At 65.4% G+C, this 23,122-nt stretch carries 19 protein-coding genes and 1 tRNA gene; 14 read left to right on the top strand and 6 right to left on the bottom strand.

What is annotated here, in order from left to right; translation table 11 throughout:
- Positions 1-21: 21 nt before the first annotated feature.
- A complete protein-coding gene (locus tag QGV54_RS16810; protein WP_281019995.1) occupies positions 22-984 on the bottom strand; it encodes a fatty acid desaturase family protein in 963 nt (320 codons plus the stop codon).
- A 134-nt stretch (positions 985-1,118) separates the two neighbouring features.
- Here QGV54_RS16810 and QGV54_RS16805 point away from each other — a divergent pair, with 134 nt between their 5' ends.
- Positions 1,119-2,942 carry an adenylate/guanylate cyclase domain-containing protein gene (locus tag QGV54_RS16805; RefSeq protein ID WP_281019497.1) on the top strand — a complete coding sequence of 608 codons (1,824 nt, stop codon included), beginning with the start codon at positions 1,119-1,121 and terminating at the stop codon, positions 2,940-2,942.
- A gap of 22 nt (positions 2,943-2,964) precedes the next feature.
- Here the strand turns inward: QGV54_RS16805 and QGV54_RS16800 are convergent, their stop codons facing one another.
- Complete coding sequence (locus QGV54_RS16800) at positions 2,965-4,422, bottom strand: D-aminoacylase (RefSeq protein WP_281019498.1); 1,458 nt, start codon at positions 4,420-4,422, stop codon at positions 2,965-2,967.
- A gap of 142 nt (positions 4,423-4,564) precedes the next feature.
- On the opposite strand from QGV54_RS16800, the gene QGV54_RS16795 reads away from it, so the two are divergent.
- Together QGV54_RS16795 and QGV54_RS16790 are read left to right on the top strand one after the other, a co-directional pair.
- A complete protein-coding gene (locus tag QGV54_RS16795; protein WP_281019499.1) occupies positions 4,565-5,638 on the top strand; it encodes an adenylate/guanylate cyclase domain-containing protein in 1,074 nt (357 codons plus the stop codon).
- An 80-nt stretch (positions 5,639-5,718) separates the two neighbouring features.
- A tRNA-Thr gene (locus tag QGV54_RS16790) sits at positions 5,719-5,794 on the top strand.
- A gap of 834 nt (positions 5,795-6,628) precedes the next feature.
- Here the strand turns inward: QGV54_RS16790 and QGV54_RS16785 are convergent.
- Both QGV54_RS16785 and QGV54_RS16780 read right to left on the bottom strand, forming a co-directional pair.
- Positions 6,629-6,841: a hypothetical protein gene (locus QGV54_RS16785; RefSeq protein WP_281019500.1), complete on the bottom strand. Its 213-nt coding sequence runs from the start codon at positions 6,839-6,841 to the stop codon at positions 6,629-6,631.
- Positions 6,842-7,642: 801 nt separating this feature from the next.
- On the bottom strand, positions 7,643-8,200 hold the full coding sequence (locus tag QGV54_RS16780; RefSeq protein ID WP_281019501.1) for a polymer-forming cytoskeletal protein: 558 nt from the start codon (positions 8,198-8,200) through the stop codon (positions 7,643-7,645).
- Positions 8,201-8,369: 169 nt separating this feature from the next.
- Between QGV54_RS16780 and QGV54_RS16775 the strand changes: the two genes are divergently transcribed.
- Positions 8,370-9,629 carry a thiolase family protein gene (locus tag QGV54_RS16775; RefSeq protein WP_281019502.1) on the top strand — a complete coding sequence of 420 codons (1,260 nt, stop codon included), beginning with the start codon at positions 8,370-8,372 and terminating at the stop codon, positions 9,627-9,629.
- Positions 9,630-9,802: 173 nt separating this feature from the next.
- Positions 9,803-10,741, top strand: a complete 939-nt coding sequence (locus tag QGV54_RS16770) for an LLM class flavin-dependent oxidoreductase (protein ID WP_281019503.1) — start codon at positions 9,803-9,805, stop codon at positions 10,739-10,741.
- 228 nt (positions 10,742-10,969) lie between these two features.
- Here QGV54_RS16770 and QGV54_RS16765 read toward each other — a convergent pair whose 3' ends face one another.
- On the bottom strand, positions 10,970-12,334 hold the full coding sequence (locus QGV54_RS16765; RefSeq protein WP_281019504.1) for a glutamine synthetase family protein: 1,365 nt from the start codon (positions 12,332-12,334) through the stop codon (positions 10,970-10,972).
- A 111-nt stretch (positions 12,335-12,445) separates the two neighbouring features.
- Here QGV54_RS16765 and QGV54_RS16760 point away from each other — a divergent pair, with 111 nt between their 5' ends.
- The 6 genes from QGV54_RS16760 (at position 12,446) to QGV54_RS16735 (ending at position 18,155) form a co-directional block, all read left to right on the top strand.
- Positions 12,446-13,483 carry a hypothetical protein gene (locus QGV54_RS16760; RefSeq protein WP_281019505.1) on the top strand — a complete coding sequence of 346 codons (1,038 nt, stop codon included), beginning with the start codon at positions 12,446-12,448 and terminating at the stop codon, positions 13,481-13,483.
- Positions 13,484-13,490: 7 nt separating this feature from the next.
- On the top strand, positions 13,491-13,946 hold the full coding sequence (locus tag QGV54_RS16755) for a YaiI/YqxD family protein (RefSeq protein ID WP_281019506.1): 456 nt from the start codon (positions 13,491-13,493) through the stop codon (positions 13,944-13,946).
- 229 nt (positions 13,947-14,175) lie between these two features.
- On the top strand, positions 14,176-14,643 hold the full coding sequence (locus tag QGV54_RS16750; protein ID WP_281019507.1) for a YtoQ family protein: 468 nt from the start codon (positions 14,176-14,178) through the stop codon (positions 14,641-14,643).
- Between the two features lie 114 nt (positions 14,644-14,757).
- Positions 14,758-16,167 carry a threonine synthase gene (thrC, locus tag QGV54_RS16745; protein WP_281019508.1) on the top strand — a complete coding sequence of 470 codons (1,410 nt, stop codon included), beginning with the start codon at positions 14,758-14,760 and terminating at the stop codon, positions 16,165-16,167.
- Positions 16,164-17,429, top strand: coding sequence for a pitrilysin family protein (locus tag QGV54_RS16740; RefSeq protein ID WP_281019509.1), 1,266 nt, complete (start codon positions 16,164-16,166; stop codon positions 17,427-17,429). Before thrC ends, QGV54_RS16740 begins: the two co-directional genes overlap by 4 nt.
- 135 nt (positions 17,430-17,564) lie before the next feature.
- Entirely contained in the window at positions 17,565-18,155 is a 591-nt protein-coding gene (locus QGV54_RS16735; RefSeq protein WP_281019510.1) for a GNAT family protein, read from the top strand.
- Positions 18,156-18,352: 197 nt separating this feature from the next.
- On the opposite strand, the gene QGV54_RS16730 is transcribed toward QGV54_RS16735, so the two are convergent.
- On the bottom strand, positions 18,353-18,865 hold the full coding sequence (locus QGV54_RS16730; protein ID WP_281019511.1) for a hypothetical protein: 513 nt from the start codon (positions 18,863-18,865) through the stop codon (positions 18,353-18,355).
- A gap of 345 nt (positions 18,866-19,210) precedes the next feature.
- Here QGV54_RS16730 and QGV54_RS16725 point away from each other — a divergent pair, with 345 nt between their 5' ends.
- The 3 genes from QGV54_RS16725 to QGV54_RS16715 all read left to right on the top strand — a co-directional run bounded on the left by QGV54_RS16725 (position 19,211) and on the right by QGV54_RS16715 (position 23,119).
- Positions 19,211-19,381: a hypothetical protein gene (locus QGV54_RS16725; protein ID WP_281019512.1), complete on the top strand. Its 171-nt coding sequence runs from the start codon at positions 19,211-19,213 to the stop codon at positions 19,379-19,381.
- An 87-nt stretch (positions 19,382-19,468) separates the two neighbouring features.
- Positions 19,469-21,466, top strand: a complete 1,998-nt coding sequence (locus QGV54_RS16720; protein WP_348638760.1) for a sensor domain-containing phosphodiesterase — start codon at positions 19,469-19,471, stop codon at positions 21,464-21,466.
- A 45-nt stretch (positions 21,467-21,511) separates the two neighbouring features.
- Positions 21,512-23,119, top strand: coding sequence for a carboxyl transferase domain-containing protein (locus QGV54_RS16715; RefSeq protein ID WP_281019513.1), 1,608 nt, complete (start codon positions 21,512-21,514; stop codon positions 23,117-23,119).
- The last annotated feature ends 3 nt before the right edge of the window (positions 23,120-23,122 follow it).

Below are 23,122 nucleotides of genomic sequence, written 5' to 3'. Positions count from 1 at the left end.
TGATTTCCGGCCCGTAAGAAATCAGGCTTGCACAGACTTTCGCGCCGGGTCGGCCATGACACGCCGAAGGGTATCGCCGAGCGCGCGCACCTCTGCCTCCGCCGCCAGCCCATGGGCGCGCATGGCGCGGTGCGCGGCGGGCAGATTGTAGAAGGGGATGGCCGGATACATGTGGTGTTCGACGTGAAAATGGACGTTGCAGGGAAAGAACAGCCACATCAGCACGGGATGGCCGATGTTGGTTCGCGCCGCCCGCAGCGGAGAGGTGGTGTCCGGGACCGCGCCATGTTCGCAGATCGCCCGCACGCGCAGCAGTGGCTGCAGGAAGGTGACCAGCGGCAACGCCCACAGCAGCAGGTATTCCGTGAAGACACCGCCTGCCAGCGCCAGCGCCGGGGCGGTCACATGGAACCCCAGTACCCACCAGCGGTCGGCCCGCGCGGCGGCCCGCAGGCGTGGCGAGGTATCGTCGAGCGGTCGGCTGCCCTTTTCGGTCCCCTGATCGGTATTGATCGCCGGATTGCCGAAGAAATAGCGATAGGTCTTGAAGGCCGTCAGGCCGAGCAGGTCGCGCGTCAGCTTGCGGAACAGGTAGTCGCGCCCGCGCGGATACCCGGCATGGATCGGGATGTCGGGATCCTGCGGTTCATAGAGGTGATTGTGGTGCAGCCGGTGAACCACGCGGTAGGCGGGCATGGATATGCCGACGATCATGCCGAAGAAGCGCCCGACCAGGTCGTTCAGGGCGCGGTCGCTGAACAGCCGGTAGTGCGCCGCATCATGGGCAATGACGAAACAGGCCTGCTGGCGGGTCGCGATCAGGATCATGCAGGCGAAGATCACCAGCGGATGCCAGACCAGCAGGGCAATGGCCATGAAGCCGGCAATGGAGAGCGCGAGTTCCGCAACCCCGCGCCAGGCCCGTGGATCGTCCTGCCGGGTCAGTTCCTTCACGACAGCCGGGGGCAGCGACCGGCGCGTCATGCCACGCCTGAAGGCCTCCCCCGAATCTGCAGTTGCCGTCTGCTCGCGCATTTCTGACTACCCATTTGTGATCCATTGCGGGTCTCAGTCTATATCCTTGGCTCTGCATGGTCCCCGTCAACTAGAATGGTCACATGAGCCAGGTCTACACCCGCACCTTCACCTACACCTTTGCCGAGCCGGTGGAGGCCGTCTGGCCCGCGCTGGCCGATACCGCCCGCTACAACGAAGCAGCCGGTTTCCCCAAGCACAGGATCGAGGAGCGCCGGCAGTCCGACGGCACGGTCCGCCTGTTTGCCGCGGGGCGCATGGGCCGGGTCGAACTGGCGTGGGAGGAGTTTCCCGTCGAGTGGGTGCTCTACAGGTGGTTCTGGCACTGGCGGGAGTTCTCGAAGGGACCGGTCTCCACCCTGGGTGCCCTGGCGAGGTTCGAGCCGACGCCCGAGGGCGGGTGCATCTGTCACTACGAGATCCGGGTGACCGCGGCGAACCTCCTCGGCTGGCTGATCCTGAACACCGGGTTCTTCAAGAGCGCGAAAGCCACGTTCCATTCACTCTGTGAGCAGGCGGAGGACTGGGCGCGCAGCATCAGTCCGCTGCCGTTCGAGCTGACGCCGCACCAGCTCGACGCCCCGGCCCGCCGTCGCGTCGATGACATGCTGCTGGCGCTGGAGCGTTCGCCCTATGGTCACGGGCTGGGCGACCGGCTGGTCGACTGGGTGCTGCGCGCCTCGGAGGTCGATCTGGTCCGGATGCGCCCGATCGCGCTGGCGCGCCAGTTCGGGGTGACCGTCCGCCCGATGGTGGAGGCCTGCCTGCAGGCGGTCCGGGTCGGATTGCTGCAGCAGCGCTGGGATCTGCTCTGCCCGCGCTGCCGGGGGGCCAAGCTGACGGTGGACGGGCTGGACCAGTTGCCGGACTCGGCGCATTGCGATGCCTGCAATATCGACTACGACCGCGACTTCGCCCGCAATGTGGAGATCACCTTCACGCCCTCGGCGGCACTGCGTCCGGTCTATGACGGCGAATTCTGCCTCGGTGGCCCGATGACCACGCCGCACGTCTGTGCCCAGTTGAAGGTGGATGGCGACGGGTCCCGGTCGGAGGCCGGTACATTGCCCCTGGGCAGTTACCGGATGCGCACCCTGGATGTGGGACCCTATGCGGAGGTCGAGCATCAGGGCGGCCCGTTTCCGGCTCTGCTGATCACGGACAACGAGATCCTGGCGGACGGGAACCCGGACGCGGCGTCGCTGGTGGTCCGCAACCGCACCCACCGGTCCCGCATTGCGGTGATCGAGCGGCGGGACTGGGCGGAGGACGCGCTGACGGCGGAACGGGTGACAACCTATCAGGCGTTCCGTGACATCTGCGCGGCGGAGCGGCTGCGCCCCGGTGACGGCGCCGGTGTCAGTCAGGTGGCGCTGATGTTCACCGACCTGAAGGGGTCGTCCGACCTCTATCGCCGGGTCGGTGACGCCCTGGCCTACGGGCAGGTGCGGGGGCACTTCGCCTATCTGGCCGATCAGGTCCGCCGCCATGACGGGGCCATCGTGAAGACCATGGGCGATGCCGTGCTCGCCGCCTTCGCCGAACCGGCGGACGCCCTGCGCGCCGCCATCGACATCCAGCGCGGGATCGACGGCTTCAACCGGCGGAATCAGGCCGACCTGGCCATGAAGATCGGCGTGCATGCCGGTTCATGTCTGGCCGTGACCCTGAATGACCGTCTGGACTACTTCGGCCAGACCGTGAACCTCGCCGCGCGGCTGCAGGGGGAGGCGCGCGGCGGAGAGGTGGTGATCTCCGGCCGCCTGCATGATGATCCGACCGTCCGCCCGCTGCTGGAACCGTTCGATGCGCAGGAGGAACGGGCGACCCTGCGCGGCTTCGCCCTGCCCGAACGTCTCTGGCGGATCAGGCCGGATCAGCAATCCGACCCGGACACGGGCCGTTGATGCTGCTCCGGAACAGGACCCTCTAGCTTTCCCGCCGCAGCACCCGGCCCCGGCGTTCTGCGCTGACGGCGCCGTCCGAGAAGCTCAACTGCCCGTTGACGAAGACATGCTCGATCCCGGCGGAGGGATTGAGCGGGGCGTCGAAGGTGGCCCGGTCGCCGACGGTCTGCGGGTCGAAGATGACGATGTCGGCAAAGGCCCCGGCCCGCAGGTGACCCCTGTCGCGCAGTCCGAAGTTGGTGGCCGACAGGCCGGTCATGCGATGCACCGCGTGCTCCAGCGGGATCAGCCCCAGTTCCCGCACGTAATGGCCCAGAACGCGCGGAAAGGTGCCCCACAGGCGCGGATGCGGGTGCGGGTCGCCCGGCAGCCCGTCGGAGCCGATCATGGCATGCTCGAAGCGCAGGATCTCCCGCAGGTCATCCTCCGACATGGAGAAATAGATCGCCGCCGCCGGTTGCAGCCGCTCGACGGCCTCCTGCTCCGTGCAGCCCCATTCGCGTGCGATGGCGTCCAGGTCGCGACCCGCGCATTCCGGATGCGGCTTCGATCCGGTGATCATCACCCGTTCGGCCCGTGCGATCATGTGCGGCAGCAGGATGGTGGACCCGGCGATGTAGGGATAGACGTCCAGACTGATCGGCTGGTGCTTCATCGCCTCCCGGAACTTCGGCAGGGTCTCCGCCGTGCGTCCGAAATTCGCCCGTCCGTTGCACTTGTGATGCGAGATCACCACCGGCGCCCCGGCGTGCCGCCCGATCAGGAAGGCCTCGTCCATTGCGGCCAGGATATCGTCGCCCTCGTCGCGCATGTGGGCGGTATAGACGCCCCCGGCAGCCCCCAGCGGTTCGGCCACGTGACAGACCTCCTCAGTGGTCGCGTTCGCCGCAGGTGGATAGTAGAGGCCCGAGGACATGCCGATGGCCCCGTCGGCCAGCGCCTCCGACAGGCGGCGCTGCATCCGGTCGATCTCCGCCGTGGTGGCCTCCCGCTCCACGTCCAGCCCCATGGCGTCGTAGCGCAGCGTCGAATGGCCGGTCAGGAAGGCGGCATTGATGGAAGGTTTCGCCGCCTCCACCCGCTGCATGTAGTCGCCCAGCCGCTGCTCCATCAGCCCCTCGCCGCGGATGATCGGTTCCAGCCGGAAGTCGGGCACCCGCGCGGTATCGAACGGCGCGGTGGAGAAGCCGCAGTTGCCGACGACGACGGAGGTCACGCCCTGGCTGATCTTCATCTCCATGTCCGGGGTCTCGATCAGCGCCGCGTCGTCGTGGGTGTGCACGTCGATGAAGCCGGGCGCGACCACCTTCCCCACCGCGTCGATGCGCCTCTGCGCCGACCGGTCCCCCAGGTCGCCCACGGCGACGATGCGGTCACCGCTGACGGCAATGTCCTTCTGCTCCGGACGGTCCCCGGTGCCGTCGATCACCATGCCTCCGGCGATGATCAGGTCGATGCGGCCCTCGCTCTGCGTGCTCATCTGTTCTGCTCCAGCCTGAATGTTGCGCCGACAGCCTAACGGCATTCGCGGCGTGGCGCATCGTCCGGTGCGACCATGACGGACGGATTTCACCGTGCACATGTGACTTCTCTTGGCCCCCGTGGTGGTATAGGCAGTCGCGATGAACAGACGCCTGAAACGTGACATCCGCGCCTGCGCCATCATCGCGGGCAGCGCCGCCCTTCTCGGCGCGATCTTCGGCATCGCGATAGCGGTCAGCGGCGACGATGAAACACGTGTCGCGACGGTTGCTGCTGCGGCGTTCCGCGGGGTCTGGACGGGAGGCTTCATTGCCTCCCTGCTGGTGGCGATCGAATCCTTCTACATCAATGGTGCCAACGGCGCCTGGATGCGGCGGCTGTCGTTCAGCGCGCAACTGCTGCTGCGGTCCCTGCTGTATCTCGTGATCATTCTGGCAGGCATCCAGTCCGGCGCCGCCCTGTTCCCGATCACGGCCTCCACCCCCTTCGGCTGGAACAGCGAGACCGCGATCCAGCTCGGCTTCTCGCTGGTTATCAGCCTGGCGGTCAATTTCGCCATGTCGGTCAACCGGCTGCTGGGGCAGGCGGTGTTCCTGAACTTCCTGACCGGGCGCTATCACCGGCCGGTGGTCGAGCCGCGCGTGCTGCTGTTCGTCGACCTGGTGGGATCCACCGCCGCCGCCCAGGCCATCGGCGACCTGGCGTTTCACGGGCTGCTGCGCGACGTCTATCGCGACCTCACCGGCCCGGTGATCGAGCGGCGCGGCGTGATCGAGAAATACGTCGGTGACGAGATGATCGTCTCCTGGCCCGACCGGCCGGACGCGCGCCTCGCCGCCCTCCTGTGCGGTCTGGATTTCCAGCAGGTGCTCGACCAGGCGGCAGACCGCTACCGCCGCGACTACGGCCTCGCCCCGCGCCTGCGCGGCGCGGTGCATGCGGGACCGGTGGTGATGGGGGAGATGGGGGAGCTGCGGCAGGAGATCGTGATGCTGGGCGACGCCATGAACACGACCGCGCGGATGGTGGAGCTCTGCCGCAGCCATGACTGCGCCCTGCTGGCCAGCGACGCCGTGCTGGACGAAAGCCTCCGCAGCCCGGATGGCGCCGGGGCGGCTGGCCTGCACATCACCGACATCGGCAGCACCGACATCCGGGGCCGCAACCAGCCCCTGCGCCTCCACGCCGTCTCCCGCGCGGCCCCGTCACCCTGACCAGGTCAGATGCGACCGACAGGGAGTTGCACCCCCGAAACTTTCCCGCTATAGACCGCGCCTCGGCAGAGGCCCGGTGCGCCGCTGTAGCTCAGCTGGTAGAGCAACTGATTCGTAATTAGTAGGTCGGTGGTTCGAGTCCACTCAGCGGCACCATTCCTTTCAACGGGTTAGATCACGGGCAGTGTTTTTGATTTACGCCCAGCAATCACATGGTAGGCACCGGGGGCATTCTTCGCTGGTGCCAGCAGCGGCTGATTGGATCGCCTACGCTGCCTCTGCGCTTCCGCGATGCGCGCGCGCCCTTCAAGGCTCTTCGGCCCGGTAGACAGTCCACCGCGCATCCGGCTCCGGCGCATCCCGATGACACCCGCGCGCGCGTTAGGGGGCGGGGAAACTCAACGTCGCCAATCAGCCGTATCGCGTCTGCCGGTCCGATGATGCGTGCAGGCTGTCCCTGATTTCCTACCGCTCCGCCTCTGCCAGACTTTGCCTTCCCTTTCACGGTCCCGGTAATCGGACCAAATGCGGTCAGGAACAGCCTGCAACGGTCCGACAGGTCGTACACATACATTCTGCCAGGGCAGGGGGTGAGGCGGGGCTGGTCAGGAGTGGGCGGAGGCGATTGGCGTCAACACACGCGACAGTGTATCGGACCTGATACCACCGAATATCTTCTGCCCAACCAACGCTAGAGCGTCAGAAAGTAACCGGAAAGACCATCCTCGCCGTCGGTACCCGGCACTCCCCTGGACGGTCCCCCGATACCTGCGCGACCACCATCGACAAGGAACGTCCAGCCCGGAGTTCTGCTATCGGGCGTTTGCACCCAGACAACTCCCCCTTCGCCTCCTGGAGCGCCACCGCCACCGCCGCCCGTCCCAACGTTCCTCGGTATGCCTCCAGCACCAGCTTTGCCGTCCTCGCCTGACACTCCTCGCACATCAATCACGCCTGATCCGATGGCTTTTCCGCCAACTCCTATGAACATCAAGCCGCCGTTGGTGTTTCCTCGTCGTCCTCCGTCGCCACCAGCGCCAAAGGTCCCCCGCTCTGCCCCGATTCTGCCGACAGCCGGTTGTCCTGGTCGCCTCCGGTGTGCGTCGTGCACTGCGCCGCTGCCTCCACCACCGCCGTGTTCCGTGGTTCCGGCAGCACCGGCACCACCAACAAGAGGTCCGCCTTGGCTTCCACCGTCGCCACCGTTTCCTCCAATATTCGACATGGAGAACTGATGGCTGAGTCGAAGGCCTGAAGGGGTTGTGGCCTCAAATATTCGGCGGTCGGAACTGAAGCTTCCGAAATCGATACGGCCATCCAAATGAACGTCACCGGCCACGTCCAGAATCAACCAGTCTTGGCTATTGGCGACGATGAGCAGCGTACCTCCTTTCTCGATATGCACGGAGTCAAACCGCCATAGCCTTGCAGGAAGTCGTTTCGTCTGTCCCGATTGAACGTGGAGAACGCGGCCAGAGCTTTGGCCAATCTTGCTGCAGCCCATCAGAAGAGCTGCGCTTCCCATCGCGGTGAGAATTTTTCGACGATCTCCACACCAGCTCATTTCTCCGGTAACTCCTCGTACGATTGCCGTATCTGCAGGCTATCACTGCCGGAATTGAACTGGCCAGCCGAGTTCATCGCTCATGCGTGTTGGCGGAATCATCAACTGGGTCCCCCACGCAAGGGTTTCGGCGAAGCAAGGTTGTTGGCCGCCCGGCCGACGAACGTTGTGGCGTGCCGTGTGACGAAATTACCAAAGGGAAGGAGAGCCTTAGAAACCGAACTCGCTCGCTCAGGTAAAAGAACGGCTTACTTTGCGCCGCTGGCCACGACGCCCCCTCTGCCATGCGGCTTCAACAGGAGGCCGCTTGGCGCATGAAATCCTTCGTCCCTGGTTCGCCGGCATATTCGTAGTTGGTAGGTCGGTGGTTCGGGTCCACTCAGCGCACCATTTTTCCTTCCGGCGTCAGAAGGTGGGCACGGCAGTTGCCGTGTTCCCCCTCACTCGCTGTTCGCGGCCTTCCTCGGTGCGGCTTCCGTCGGCGTCGCTTCCGTCTCCTGCCCCTCGCCGAACATCTGGATCTCGCCGGCGATGCGGCCGCCCGCCTCGATCTCGACTTCGCCGTAGCGCAGGATGCCTTTCAGCTTGCCGGTGGAGCGGACGATCAGGCGTTCGCGGCAGTTCAGGGTGCCTTCGAAGTCGCCGGCGATGTCGGCGGTATCGACGTGGCATTCACCGGCGTAACTTCCCCCGGGGCTGACGCGGAAGCTGGTGGCCTCGACACGGGCGTCGACCGCGCCCTCGATCACCAGTTCGGCGCAGTTGCTGACCTCCCCCTTCAGGGAGATGCCGCTGCCGACCAGCAGGCGCGATTCCTCTTCCTTCGCGCTGCTGCCGGGGATGCGCATCGGCGCCTCCTGCCGGGGGCGGGGAATGTCGGGTCGGGGGCGGCGCGCGATCAGGTCCTCCGTCGGCATCGGCGTGCTCGTCTTCGGTGCCGGGCGCTGTGCCTCGCTGCTGCCTTCGCCATCCTGTCCGTTCGGTTTGCGGGTGAACATGGTCGGTTTCCGCCTTCCTCGCTGGTCTGATCCCTCAATTGACGTTATCCATAGTCCTGTTCGATCACGGCGACAATTGGGCGAAGCGCAGGTTTTTTGCCGGTCACCGCTTTGACATCCGGCGGTCACGGCCATCCGCACCGCGCCGCCGCAGCCTGGGGAGGCAGAAATGACTGACGCATACATCATCGGCTCCTTTTCCACCCGGTTCCAGAAATGGCCCGACAAGTCGTTCAAGGACCTGACGCGGGAGGCCTATCTGGGCGCGCTCGCCGATGCGGGGATGGAGAACGGCGACGACATCGAGTTCGGCTGGTTCGGCAATTGCGGCATGTGGCTGCACAACGACCAGGGTTCCATCCGCGGCCAGGTCTGCTTCACGCCCCTGGTGAACGAGGGGCTGTTCCCCGCCCGCGTACCGATGGTGAACGTGGAGGGCGCCTGCGCCACTGCCTCGATGGCGCTGCACGGGGCGTGGAAGGACATCCTGTCCGGCCAGACCGATGTCAGCCTGGCCATTGGTGTGGAGAAGATCTGGATCCCCGACGAGCCGGAGAAGATCCAGCGCAGCTTCTACGCCGGTATCGACAATTTCGATCCGGAGGAATGGCAGGAATATTATCGGAATGCGGGCGAGGAAGCGGGCAAGTCCTTCGAGACCGGGCCGGACCGCACCGTCTTCATGGACACCTATGCCATGCAGGCCTGCTATCACATGAAGAAGCATGGCACGACGCAGCGCCAGATCGCCGCCGGAGCCGCCAAGAACCACAATTACGGCGCCCTGAACCCCAACGCCCAGTACCAGTTCCCGATGACCGTCGATCAGGTGGTGGAGGACCGGCCGGTCAGTTTCCCGCTCACCCGCTCCATGTGCTCCCCTATCGGGGACGGCGCGGCGGCGGCGGTCGTGGTGTCGGAGGATTACTACAAGGGCCTGCCGCAGGCGGTGAAGGACCGGGCCGTGAAGATCCGCGCCAACGCCCTGTCGGGCGGCAAGTACAAGCGGCTGGACGAGCCGTCGCTGTCGATGACCGCGGCGCAGAAGGCCTATGCCCATGCCGGGCTGAAGCCGGAGGATGTGCAGGTGGCGGAGGTGCATGACGCCACCAGCTTCTGCGAGGTGCTGCAGGTGGAGATGATGGGCTTCTGCGACGTGGGCGAGGGCGGTCGCTTCGTGGAGGCGGGTGAGACCGGACCGGGTGGCAAGGTGCCGGTGAACACCTCCGGCGGTCTGGTGTCGAAGGGGCATCCGGTGGGCGCCACCGGCCTGTCGATGATCTACGAACTGACGACGCAGCTGCGCGGGGAGGCAGGCGAACGGCAGGTGCCGGACGCCCGCATCGCACTGGCAGAGAACGGCGGCGGCGTCATCGGCTTCGAGGAAGCGGCCTGTTCGGTTACCATCCTGGAACGCGCCCGGGATTAGGTTGTCTGTGGGCCGTTCCGCCCCTCTCCCCCTCCCGGCCACCCACGCAAGTATCCTGAAACGGGTGGCCGGGAGGGGGAGAGGGGCGGAACGGTCAGCATAGAGACTCCGAAGAGGGGCGGAACGGTCAACAACCGCTCAGAGGCACCAACGTAGAACCGAGGAGACGCAACATGCCTGTCAGGGTCGGAATGGGTTTCGGGGAACTGCCCTTCTCGGGGGCGGCCCCGTTCTGGGACTGGATCGACATGCTGGAGGACGGCGGCGTCAACAGCTACTGGCAGTCGGACCGTATCGCCTCTGCCCGGCCGCATCTGGAACCGATGGCGGCGCTGGGGGCCGTTGCCGGGCGCACGCGGCGGCTGAAGTTCGGCATGAATGTCGCCTCTCTGGCGCTCCGGGAACCGGTGCTGCTGGCCAAGCAGTGCGCCACCATTGATTACCTCAGCGCCGGGCGGCTGCTGCCGGCCTTCGGGATCGGTGCGAAACTGGCCCCGGACTGGGCCGCGACGGGCATGCCGACGGCAGGGCGCGGTGCGCGGGCCGATGAGGCGCTGGAGATCATCATCCGCCTCTGGAAGGGGGAGACGCTGGACTATGACGGCAAGTATTTCCAGCTGAAGGGCGCGCGGATCTCACCGACACCCGTGAACCCGAACATCCCCATGTGGATCGGCGGTGCCACCAAGGCGGCGGTGGAGCGGACGGCGAAATATGGCACCGGCTGGCAGGCTGCCTTCGAAAGCCCGGCCCAGCTGGCGCCCGTTGTGCGGGCCATCCGCGAGACCGCGGTGGCGCAGGGCCGTCCGGTGGCCGATGACCATTTCGGCGCGGCCTTCCCGTTCCGCTTCGGCAGCATGGACGAGGAAGTGGTGGCGACGGAGGCCGGCCGCTTCGAGAAGCGGCTGCGCAAGGACCCGACCGGGTACTTCGTGGTGGGGGACGAGGCGACGATCCTCGACCGCATCCGCGCCTATGTCGATGCCGGGGCGTCGAAATTCATCCTGCGCCCCATCGCGGGCAGCGACGCCGACCTGATGGACCAGACCCGGAAGTTCATCGATCTGGTGCAGCCGGAACTGGACGCCATTCCGCTGCCGAAGGCGGCCTGACCGTCGCCAGGTGAGCCATCTGACGTCGGAGCTCGCCTGACGAGTACACCGCACTGCATGTCTTCCCCCCTTGAGGGGGAAGTGGCCGCGAAGCGGTCGATGGGGGGTGAAGCCGCAGGCTGCCGAACTGTGGTGAAATCCCGGCTGTTCGGCTTCGCCGATTCACCCCCATCCCGACCTTCCCCCGTCGAGGGGGAAGGGGAAGTACAACAATTGCCGCCGTCGCTGTCAGGCGCGCTCGAAGCCGCGGGCGACTTCCCAGTCGGTGACCACCCGCTCGTGCTCCTGCTGTTCCCAGATGGCGACATGGACGTAGTGGTCCACCACATTGTCACCCAGCGCCGCGCGCAGCATCTTCGACCGCTTCAGGGCCAGCGTGGCATCGCGCAGGTTGGCGGGGATGCGGCGGATGCGGCGTCCCTGATAGGCATCGCCCTCGAACCCCGGTTCCAGTTCCAGCTTGCGCTCGATCCCGTCGATCCCGGCGGCCAGCAGCGCGGCCATGGCGAGATAGGGGTTCAGGTCGGCGCCGCCGACGCGGCATTCGACGCGGATCGCCCTGGTACCCTCACCGCACAGGCGATACCCCGCGGTGCGGTTGTCGCGTGACCAGATGGCGGCGGTGGGCGCGAAGGTGCCAGCCTGGAACCGCTTGTAGCTGTTCACATAGGGGGCAAGGAACCAGGTGATGGCGCTGGCATGTTCCAGTTGCCCGGCCAGGAAATGGCGCATCAGGTCGGACATGCCCAGCGGGTCCTGCGGATCATGGAACAGCGGAGTGCCGTCCATGTCCTGCAGCGACTGGTGGATGTGGCTGGAATTGCCCGCCGCGTCCGTGTCCCACTTGGCCAGGAACGTCAGGGCACGGCCCTTTGCCCAGGCGATCTCCTTGGCGGCGTTCTTGATCACCGCGTGGCTGTCGGCCATGTCGAGCGCATCCGAATAGCGGACGTTGATCTCCCCCTGGCCGGCGTCTGCCTCCCCCTTCGAATTCTCCACCGGGATGCCTGCGGCCTGCAGGCCCCGGCGCAGCGCCCGCATCACCGGTTCCTCCTTGGTGGTCTGGAAGATGTTGTAGTCCTCGTTGTAGCGGCTGAAGGTCGAAAGATCGCGGTACCCGGACGCGGCCGCCTGTTCGTAGGATTCCTCGAACAGGAAGAACTCCAGCTCCGACGCCATCATGGCGCGATAGCCCATGCCCTCCAGCCGCGCGATCTGGCGCTTCAGGACGGCGCGGGGGGAATGGGGCACCGGCTGGTGGTGGTGATCCAGCACGTCACAGAGCACCAGCGCCGTACCCTCCAGCCAGGGCACCTGCCGCAGGGTGGCAAGGTCGGGCTGCATCACGTAGTCCCCGTAGCCGCTGGCCCAGCTTGCGGCGGCAAAGCCCTCCACGGTGATCATCTCCAGATCGGTGGCCAGCAGGTAGTTGCAGGCGTGGGTTTCCTCCCAGCCGCTGTCGAGGAAGAATTCGGCCTGGAACCGCTTGCCCATCAGCCGCCCCTGCATGTCCACCATGCAGACCAGCACGGTATCGATCTCCCCCGCGCCGACCGCTGCCGTCAGTTCGTCCATCGTCAGATTGCCGGGCATGGCTGTCCCCTCTTGTCTCCGGGCCGGGAATTCTTGACTTCCCCTGCTGCAGCCAAAGCATACTGCACTCGCGCCCGCAACGGGGCGTTTGGGGAACGGGGAGATCGCAGAATGGCACTTCAGGCAATTCCGACCATGCTGGTGGGCAGCTATCCGCAGCCCGGTTGGCTGGTGAACCGCGATGTCCTGATGGGCAGTTCGCCGCCACGGGTCCGGATGAAGGATGTCTGGCTGCCACGCGCCGAGGAACTGGAGGAGGCGCAGGATGATGCCTGCCTGCTGGCGCTCCGGGACCAGGAAAAGGTGGGCATCGACATCGTCTCCGACGGGGAGTGCCGCCGGGAGAGCTACTTCAACCATTTCGCCAATGCGCTGGGCGGCATCGACATCGACAATCCCGGCGAGATGCCGGGGCGCACGGGCAAGCCGACCCTGGTGCCGCGGGTTGTCGGGCCGATCACCCGCAGCGGCGGGGTGCAGGTCCGCGATGTGGCCTTCATGCGCCGCCACACCGATCGCGCGGTCAAGGTCACGATCCCCGGCGCCTTCACCATGGCACGCATGGCCAAGGACGAATATTACGGTGACCAGGGCAAGCTGATCAGCGCCTATGCCGCCGTGCTGAATGCGGAGATCAGGGAGATGAAGGCCGCAGGTGCCGACATCATCCAGATCGACGAACCGCATATGCAGGCCCACCCGGAGGAGGCGCGGAAGTACGGCATCGACGCCATCAACCAGGCGCTGGACGGGGTCGAGGGCATGACCATTGTCCATGTCTGCTTCGGCTATGCCTATGTCGTGAAGGACAAGCCATCGGGCTATTCCTTCCTGGCCGAGCTGGATGCCTGTGACGCCAGCGCGATTTCCATCGAGGCGGCGCAGCCGAAGCTGGACCCCTCGATCATCGACCGGCTGCCGTCGAAGCAGATCGTCTATGGCGTCCTCGACCTGGGCACCAATGATGTCGAGACGCCGGATCAGGTGGCTGACCGGCTGCGCGGGGCCGTGGGGCATGCGGGCGCGGCGCGGGTCATCGCTGCGCCGGACTGTGGCATGAAGTACCTGCCGCGTGACGTGGCCTTCGGCAAGCTGTCGTCGCTGGCCGAGGGGGCAGCGATCGTCCGGCGCGAGGTTGCGGGGGACTGACTGCGGCATGACAAGCATCTACATCGACGCCGACGCCTGCCCGGTGAAGGACGAGATCCTGCGGGTCGCCAGCCGCCACCGGCTGCAGGTCTACATGGTTTCCAACGGCGGGATCCGCCCCAGCCCCGACCCGCTGGTCCAGACCGTGGTGGCGCCGGAGGGACCGGACGCCGCCGACATGTGGATCGCCGACCGGATCGGCCCCGGCGACATCTGCGTCACCGGTGACATTCCGCTGGCCGCACGCTGTCTGGAGCATGGCGGGGCCGCCATCCGCCACAATGGCGATCCCTTCACACCGGACAACATCGGCCACCAGCTTGCCATGCGCGACCTGATGGCGGACATGCGCGCTGCCAATCCGCTGGGCGCGGGCGGCGGCGGTCGCCCCTTCAGCAAGGCGGACAGATCGAACTTCCTGAACCGGCTGGAAACCATGGTGCAGGCCGCGAAGCGGGTCTGAGTGGGTGATCCTGGTGGTTTGTTGGTGGACCGTGCCACCCCTCTCCCCCTCCCGGCCACCCATTTCAGGATACTTGCGTGGGTGGCCGGGAGGGGGAGAGGGGTGGTGCGGTCAGCGAACAAGGCCAGGAGAGGGGAGGCACGGTCGACAAACGAATCCTGCCAAGGATGACAGCGCGTGGCCGATATGGCATTGGGTGGACCACCAGCGAAACCGGGAGTGCAGAACCATGAGCGACCTTTCCGTCTATCTGTCGGGCGAAATCCACACGGACTGGCGTGAGCGTATCGAGGCGGGTGCCGCCGCCGCCGGTCTGGACATCGAATTCACCGCGCCGGTGACCGACCACGGGTCCAGCGACGATTGCGGCGTGGCGATCCTGGGGCAGGAGAACAATGGCTTCTGGAAGGATCACAAGGGCGCCAAGATCAACGCCATCCGCACCCGCACCCTGATCGAGCGCGCGGACGTGGTCGTGGTCCGTTTCGGCGACAAGTACAAGCAGTGGAATGCCGCCTTCGACGCGGGTTATGCGGCGGCGATGAACACGCCGCTGATCGTGCAGCATGATCCCTCCCTGACGCACCCGCTGAAGGAAGTGGACGCCGCCGCACTGGCCGTGGCCGAAACGCCGGAACAGGTGGTCGAGATCCTGGCCTATGTCATCAAGGGCGAACTGAAGCAGCTCTCCGCCTGAGCGGATTGCACCGCTGTTCCAACCCTCTCCTCTGCCCGGCCACCCGCGCAGGTAGCCTGAAATGGCTGGCCCGGGAGGGGACGGGACAGACAGCAAACAACAGAAAGGTCGAGCGTGCGCTATGTGAGCACCCGGGGCGTTGCCCCGGTCCTGGAATTCGATGATGTTCTGCTGACCGGCCTGGCGCGGGATGGTGGCCTGTATGTGCCGGAGTCCCTGCCGCAGCTTGATCTGGCCGGGTTGCAGGGCCTGTCCTATGCCGACCTTGCCGCACGGGTGCTGGGACCGCTGACCGGTGACAGTATCGGGCAGGATGAATTCCGGCAGATGATGGCGGATACCTATGCCGCCTTCGACCATACCGCCGTTGCGCCGCTGAAGCAGATCGGCGCCAACGACTGGGTGATGGAGCTGTTTCATGGCCCCACCCTGGCGTTCAAGGACTTCGCGTTGCAGGCGCTGGGGCGGTTCTTCGACCGGGTGCTGTCGGATCGCGGCGAGCGGGTGACGATCCTGGGGGCCACGTCCGGCGATACCGGGTCGGCGGCCATCGAAGGCTGCCGGGGGCGTGAGGCGGTGGACATCTTCATCCTGTATCCGCTGGGCCGGGTCTCGGACGTGCAACGGCGACAGATGACGACCGTCGAGGACGCGAACGTCCACGCCATCGCCATCGAGGGCGATTTCGATGACTGTCAGGCACTGGTCAAGGCGGCCTTCAACGATCTGCGGTTCAGGGATTCCATGCGGCTGTCGGCGGTCAATTCGATCAACTGGGCGCGGGTCGCGGCGCAGGTGGTCTATTACGTCCATGCCGGGATCGCGCTGGGCGGACGGCCGCTTGCCTTCTCCGTCCCGTCCGGCAATTTCGGCAACATCTTTGCGGGCGAGATCGCACGCCGCATGGGGCTGCCGGTGGATACGCTGCTGATTGCCACCAACGTCAACGACATCCTGACCCGGTTCTTCGATACCGGCGAATATCGCACCCGGGGTGTCAGCGCGACCATGAGCCCGTCGATGGATATTCAGGTTTCATCCAACTTCGAGCGGCTGCTGTTCGACATGGTGGATCGCGACGGCCCCCGTGTTCAGGGCCTGATGGACAACCTGAAACAGTCGGGTGGTTTCACGGCCCCTGCCGCCGCCTTCGAGGCGGCGCAGAAGGTCTTCACCGCCCGGCGGGTGGACGAGGATGAAACACTGGAAGAGATGCGCAGGGTCTGGCGCGACACGGGCGAGATCCTGGACCCGCACAGTGCCATCGGCACCGCTGCCGCGCGGCGCGCGCGGGCGGAGGGCCGGATTGCCGACGCGGTGCCGACGGTCAGCCTGGCCACAGCCCATCCGGCCAAGTTCCCGGATGCGGTCCAGCAGGCCATTGGCGTTCACCCGGCACTGCCCGAACGGCTGGCCGATCTGCATGAGCGGAAGGAGCGCAGCATCACCCTGCCCAACGACCTCGGCGCGCTGCAGCGCCATCTGGAATCCTATGCCCGCATCGCGGGCGGAGGGGCGAATTGAGCGCGGGGGTGCTGCACACCCTGCCCAGCGGTCTGCGGGTCGCGGTTGCCCCGATGCCCGGCGTGGAGACGGTCTCCGTCGGTGTCTGGGTCGATGTCGGCGGTCGGCATGAGCGCGTCCACGAGAACGGTCTGGCGCACATGCTGGAGCATATGGCCTTCAAGGGTACCGCGCGCCGCTCCGCCCTGCGCATTGCGGAGGAGATCGAGGATGTGGGGGGGTACCTGAACGCCTACACCAGTCGCGAACAGACCGCCTATTACGCCCGTGTGATGCGCGACGACACCGATCTGGCCATCGAACTGATTGCCGACATCCTGCTGCAGTCGACCTTCCCGGAGGAAGAGCTGGCGCGGGAGCGGGAGGTGGTGCGCCAGGAGATTGCGCAGGTCAATGACACCCCCGACGACCTGATCTTCGACCATCTGCAGGCGGCGGCCTATCCGGACCAGCCCGTCGGCCGGTCGATCCTGGGCCTGCCCGAGCGGGTCTCGACCTTTGCCCGCAGCGACCTGCAGGGGTTCCTAGGGCGTGGCTACGGGGCCGAACGTATGGTGGTTGCCGCTGCCGGTGCGGTCGATCCGGACGCGTTCCTGAAAGCCATCGAGAAGCTGTTCGCCGATGTCGGCACCGTTACCGATGACACGCCGGAGCCGGCGGTCTGGCAGGGCGGCGCCATCATCGACCGGCGGACGCTGGAGCAGACCCATCTGGCACTGGGATTCGACGGGGTGACGATCCACGACCCGGATTTCATCGCCGCGCAGGTGGTGTCGAACGTACTGGGCGGCGGCATGTCCTCGCGCCTGTTTCAGGAGGTGCGGGAGAAGCGTGGCCTGGCCTATTCCGTGTTCAGCTTTGCCGGGGCCATGGCCGATGGCGGCATGGTCGGTGTCTATGCCGCTTCCTCCCCCGACAGCGTCGCGGAACTGGGGCCGGTGCTGGCCGGGGAGATACTCAGGCTGGCGGAAGACACGAACGAGGTGGAAACCGCCCGTGCCCGGGCGCAGATGAAGGCGGGACTGGTGATGTCGCTGGAAAGCTCCTCCGCCCGGCTGGAGCAGATTGCGCGCCAGGTGCTGGTGCATGGCCGACCGCTGGAGACTGCCGACCTGCTGGCCCGGGTGGACGAGGTGGATGTCGCCACCTGCCGTCGGGTGGCGGAGAAACTGTTCGGGGCGGGCAAGCCGATGGCCATCGCGGCGGTGGGCGATACGGAACAGCTTGCGTCACCGGAGGCCTTCGCCGCACACTTTGCCTAGGAGGACCGCAGTCCTGGTGGCGGCATCGGCCCGCGCCCTCATCCGGCCACCCGTTGCAGGGCTTTCCCTCGGGTAGCCTGGTGGAGGAGCGGGCCGGTATGGACTTCGCGGGAACTGGTTTCAACCGGAGGGCACATGTTCGCGAACATGGCGTCAGATGATACCCGGCCCCTGTTGCGGGGCCGTCGTATCTACCTGCGTCCGCCGCAGGCGCATGACTGGCGGGCGTGGGCGGAATTGCGCGCGGGCAGTCGCGCGTTCCTGGAGCCGTGGGAGCCGACCTGGCCAGCCGACGCCCTGTCGCGCTTTTCCTACCGCCGCCGCCTGCGCCTCTATCAGCGTGACGCCCGCGCCGACCTGGCCTATTCCTTCCTGGTCTTCCGCAATGGCGATGATGCGCTGCTGGGCGGGATCACCCTGTCGAACGTGCGCCGCGGCGTGACCCAGGCGGCCTCCGCCGGCTACTGGATGGGCCAGCCCCATGCCCGGCAGGGCTACATGGCCGCCGCGATCACGCTGGTCTGCGACTGGTCGTTCGGTGAACTGGGTCTGCACCGGGTGGAGGCGGCCTGCCTGCCGGAGAACCTTCCCTCCGCCAGCCTGCTGCGCAAGTGCGGCTTCACGGAGGAAGGTTATGCGCGCAAGTATCTGCGCATCGCCGGATACTGGCGCGATCATCTGTTGTTCGCCGTGCTGGAGGCGGATGCGAGACCACGCTTTGATTGAAGTGTGATGAATCTCAACCAATAGTTACTCCCCTTATTAGATTTTCGGCTAGAGTCTCACCCGGTACGGGCGGGCGCTGAGTATTATTTCGCGTGCGTGAATGCTGAATAATCGGGAATGCAGAGAGTCCGGGTTTCAGTCTCCTTCAGGTGCCGAAATGAGAAAGACGCATGCGATCCGAGATCCGAACGTCATATTCAGAGATTCACTATTCCCTTCATGAACTGGAGAGAATAGATGCCCTGGACGGCATAGGATTGGCGCGTGTGCCGGACGATGCTGACCTTGATCTGATCCTGTCCACGCTGGTTGCGGTACTTGATTTTCCCATCGGCTTCATTGCCCTGGTCGATGACGACGCGCTGCGTTTCATCTCCAGGGTCGGGCTTGATCTCACCGAAGTTCCGCGCGCGGCCTCGTTCTGCACCCACACGATCCGGAATGACGGTCCGCTGGTCGTGGAAGACGCCCGGCTGGACAGCCGCTACAGAAGTCTGCCCCTGGTCGCCGGTGCACCGTATCTGGTGGCCTATGCCGGTGTTCCAATCCGCCCCAGCGCCGGATATCGCATCGCCACATTGTGTGTCGCCGATATGCAGCCACGGCATGTCGGCGAGGCCCAGAAGGCCACCCTGTGCCGGTTCGCCGGTCTGGTGGAACGCCTGATCGCAGGTATCGAACAGTCCGCAAGATCGACCGCAGACCAGCACGGTCTCCGAAGGTATCGAGACTGCGGAACAGCTTGCCTTCGTCCGCGACAACGGATCGACGCATGGTCAGGGCTATCTGCTGGGGCATCCCATGTCCGCTGCGGATGCGACGGCGCTGGTCAGGGTCGGCAGGATCGATATCGACAGCCTGATGATGTCGCGGCAGGTCTCGCGACCGGCCTAATGGCCTACCCACCCAATGAGTGCATAGTTGCGGTTTTTATGCATCTGTCAGTTAAACGTGCACGTGTGCATGGAGAGAAAATGTGCTTAATATGTAGCATGTGAGTACCTAAGTCCCCGGGTTGTGGCTCCTGGCTGCGCCTTGTGTCGTCTGGAGTTGAGTTGGAATCGCGTCTGGTCAAGAACGAGGATCATCGTGTCGCGGCCCTGCATGGGCTGGGTCTTCCGAACAGTGATGCCGACGCGGACCTGGATTTCATCATTGCGTGTCTCTGCCAGAAGCTCGGGTTTCCGGTGGGATTCGTCTCCCTCATCGACCGGGATACGCAGTGACTGAAATCTATCCATGGTCTGAGTGCCAGACAGGTACCCCGCAGCAATACCTTTTGTGACTACACGATCCGTGATGATGTCCCCCTGGTGGTGGAGAACGCGCCTCAGGATCCGCGGTTCGACACCAATCCGTTCGTCACCGGTCCCCCGCATCTGCGCGCCTATGCCGGTGCACCGATCCGTACGGTCGACGGCTACTGTATCGGTACGGTCTGCGTGGCTGACTTCGAGCCAAGGACGATCAGCGATGCGGAGACCGCGACGCTTTGCCGGTTCGCCAGCATTGTCGAACGGCTGATCACCCTTGGAGGCGCGTCATCCCCGTCAGCCACTCCCCTGATGACCCCGGACCCGTCGTCCCCGCCGCGCAACAAGATTGCCGAGCACTACCAGAGACTTGAAGAGACCCTGGCCGCTGGTCACTGGGAACTGGATCTGGCCAGGAACACATTCAAGCTGAGCCCCGGCGCATTTGACCTGCACCGCTTGCCCGGGGCCCAGGCCCGGACCTTCCGGTCGGTCGCGGCGCGCTATCCGGAGAGCGAACGCAGACGCATTGCCGACGCATTGCGTCTTGCCCGCGATGTCGGGCGCCCCTTCGACATGAAGTCCTTCTTCGTCGATGCGGTGGGCCTGCCCCGTCAGGTCCGCGTGCGCGGCGAGAGAGTCTCCGGAGAGGGCAGGTCGGCGCGCATCGCAGGCGTGGTCCATGATGTCTCGGGGGTGCACGAGACGGAGATCCGGCTGACCAGTGCCATCAATGCCGACCCGATCACGCGGGTGAGCAACAGCCAGGCGTTCGAGCGGAACCTGGCCGACCGGATTGCGGGTGCTCCGGATGAACCATTCGCCCTGATTTCCGTCGGTATCCCGGATATCGTGACCGTCCGTCAGTCCCATGGGCTGTCACAGATGGATGCGATGCTGCGGGATATTGCAACCGTGCTGCGTACCGATCTGCAGGAGGGTGAAACGCGGGGGCGGACGTCCTACGAGGCCTTCTCGATCATGACGGCGGAAGGTGTCTCGGCGGACAGTATCCGGGAGCGCTGCCGGCATCTGCTGACCCGGCTGAACGTGGAAGTCGCGGTGCTGCAGCGACGTCTGGACATCAACCCGGAGTCTTCCATCGCGATCTATCCAAAGGATGGGGCGACGGTCGACCGGCTGCTCCGGTCGGCCGATCTGGCGCTGCGGGTGTCCTATGATGACCCGCATTCCGATGTGGTGTTCTTTGATCCGCTGATGCGGGACCGCTTCGAGATCAGGGAGAATGCCACCGACTTCCTGCAGGCGGCGGTCGATGAGCACCGGATCCTGCCATTCTACCAGCCGATCGTGCGGCTTTCCGACGGATCGGTCTCCGGGTTCGAGGCCCTGGTCAGGGTGAGGCTGCCGGACGGTTCCCTGTCTGATCCGCCGCAGTTCTGGCCTGCCCTGATGGATGCGAGCATGTCGCGCAAGGTCGGCTTCATCATGCGCGATGCGGTGATCAGCCAGATGCAGCAATGGCGTGAATTGTATGGGCTGACACCATCCATATCCCTGAACGCGGCCTGGTCGGATCTGTCGAATGGTGGCATGCACGCCGATCTGATCAAGATGCTGGCTGCCCGGAATCTGGAACCGGGACAATTGAAGATCGAGGTCACGGAGACCGTGATGCTCTCCGAACCTGCGACCAGTGTCGACGCCAACCTGAAGTCACTGCGCGCCCAGGGCGTGCGGATATCGCTCGATGATTTCGGCACCGGCTACGGCTCCCTGATCAGTCTGCTCTCCCTGCCGACCGATGAGGTCAAGATCGACCGGAACTTTGTCGGGACCGTGATGGAGCGGGCCGCAAGCCGCGCGATCACCAGTTCGATCATCGAGCTCGCGGCAAAGATGGGTATCACGACGGTTTCTGAAGGCATCGAGACCCCCGCGCAGCTTGCCTTCGTCCGGGAACGCGGCTCGACGCATGGCCAGGGTTATCTGCTTGGACCACCGATGCCTGATGACGCAGCCGCGGCGCTGCTGCGGAGGGGCTATGTCGATCTCGACGCCCATAGCGATCTTTCCCCTGCGGCCAAAGGCATCTAGAAGAGGCATCAGGACAGGAAACACTCCGGGGGGAGATCGCTGCAGATGCCGGTGCTCAAATCCGAGATCAATACGCGCTCCGACGCGTTCAAGGCCAATACGGCCCATTGGCGCGCCGAGATCGCGCGCCTGAAGGACCGGGTAGCGGAGATCAAGCAGGGCGGCGGGGAACGGTCGCGCAAGCGCCATCTGGAACGGGGCAAGATGCTGCCGCGGGAACGCATCCGGGCGCTGGTTGATCCCGGCGCGCCTTTCCTGGAGCTGAACCAGCTTGCTGCCTGGGGCCAGTATGACGGGGAGGTGCCGTCCGGCGGCATCATCACTGGCATCGGCCGGGTGTCGGGCCGCGAATGCATCATCATCTGCAACGATGCCACGGTGAAGGGTGGCACCTATTACCGCGAGACCGTGAAGAAGCATCTCCGGGCGCAGGAAGTGGCGCTGGAAAACAACCTGCCCTGCATTTCCCTGGTCGACAGCGGCGGCGCGAACCTGCCGCAGTGGCCGGATGTATTTCCGGACCGGGAGCATTTCGGTCGCATCTTCTACAATCAGGCCAACATGTCGGCGCGCGGCATCCCGCAGATCGCCGTGGTCATGGGCAGTTGCACCGCGGGCGGGGCCTATGTGCCAGCCATGTCCGATGACGCCATCATCGTGCGCCAGCAGGGCACGATCTTCCTGGGCGGCCCGCCGCTGGTGAAGGCCGCGACGGGGGAGATCGTCTCGGCCGAGGACCTGGGGGGCGCGGATGTGCATTCCCGCACCTCCGGCGTCACCGACCATTACGCCATGAATGATGCCCACGCACTGGCCATGGCGCGCAACATCGTCGCCAACCTGAACCGGGTGAAGCCGGTCACCCTGCAGACCCGCGCACCCGTCGCCCCGGCATTCGATCCGGAGGAGCTCTATGGCGTGCTGCCGCAGGACGTGCGTCAGCCCTATGACGTGCGCGAACTGATCGCGCGCATGGTCGACGGCTCCGAATTCGACGAGTTCAAGAAGCTCTACGGCCCGACGCTGGTCTGCGGCTTTGCCCACATCATGGGCTATCCGGTAGGCATCGTGGCCAACAACGGCATCCTGTTTTCCGAATCCTCGAAGAAGGGCGCGCACTTCATCGAGCTTTGCAGCCAGCGTCACGTGCCGCTGCTGTTCCTGCAGAACATCTCCGGCTTCATGGTAGGACGGAAGTATGAATCGGGCGGCATCGCCAAGGATGGGGCCAAGCTGGTCACCGCCGTTGCCACCACGAAGGTGCCGAAGTTCACCATGGTCGTCGGCGGATCCTATGGTGCGGGCAACTACGGCATGTGTGGCCGGGCCTACAGCCCCCGCTTCCTGTGGATGTGGCCCTCCGCCCGGCTGGCGCTGATGGGCTCGGAACAGGCCGCAGGCGTGCTCGCCACCGTCACGCGCGCCAACTACGAACGGCGCGGGGAGGAATGGTCGGCAGAGGATGAGGCTGCCTTCAGGAAGCCGATCTTCGACCAGTTCGAGGAACAGTCGGACCCCTATTTCGCCACTTCGCACCTCTGGGACGACGGTCTGGTGGACCCGGTAGACAGCCGCATGACCATGGGTCTGGCCCTGTCCGCCGCAATCAACAAGCCGCTGGAGGATACTTCCTTCGGCGTGTTCCGGATGTAGGGG

The organism is Minwuia sp. IMCC3060, assembly GCF_029909435.1.
Lineage (GTDB): Bacteria > Pseudomonadota > Alphaproteobacteria > Minwuiales > Minwuiaceae > Minwuia.
The sequence above is the reverse complement of the archived record's forward strand: the minus strand, read 5'-3'. Positions and strand labels throughout refer to the sequence as shown.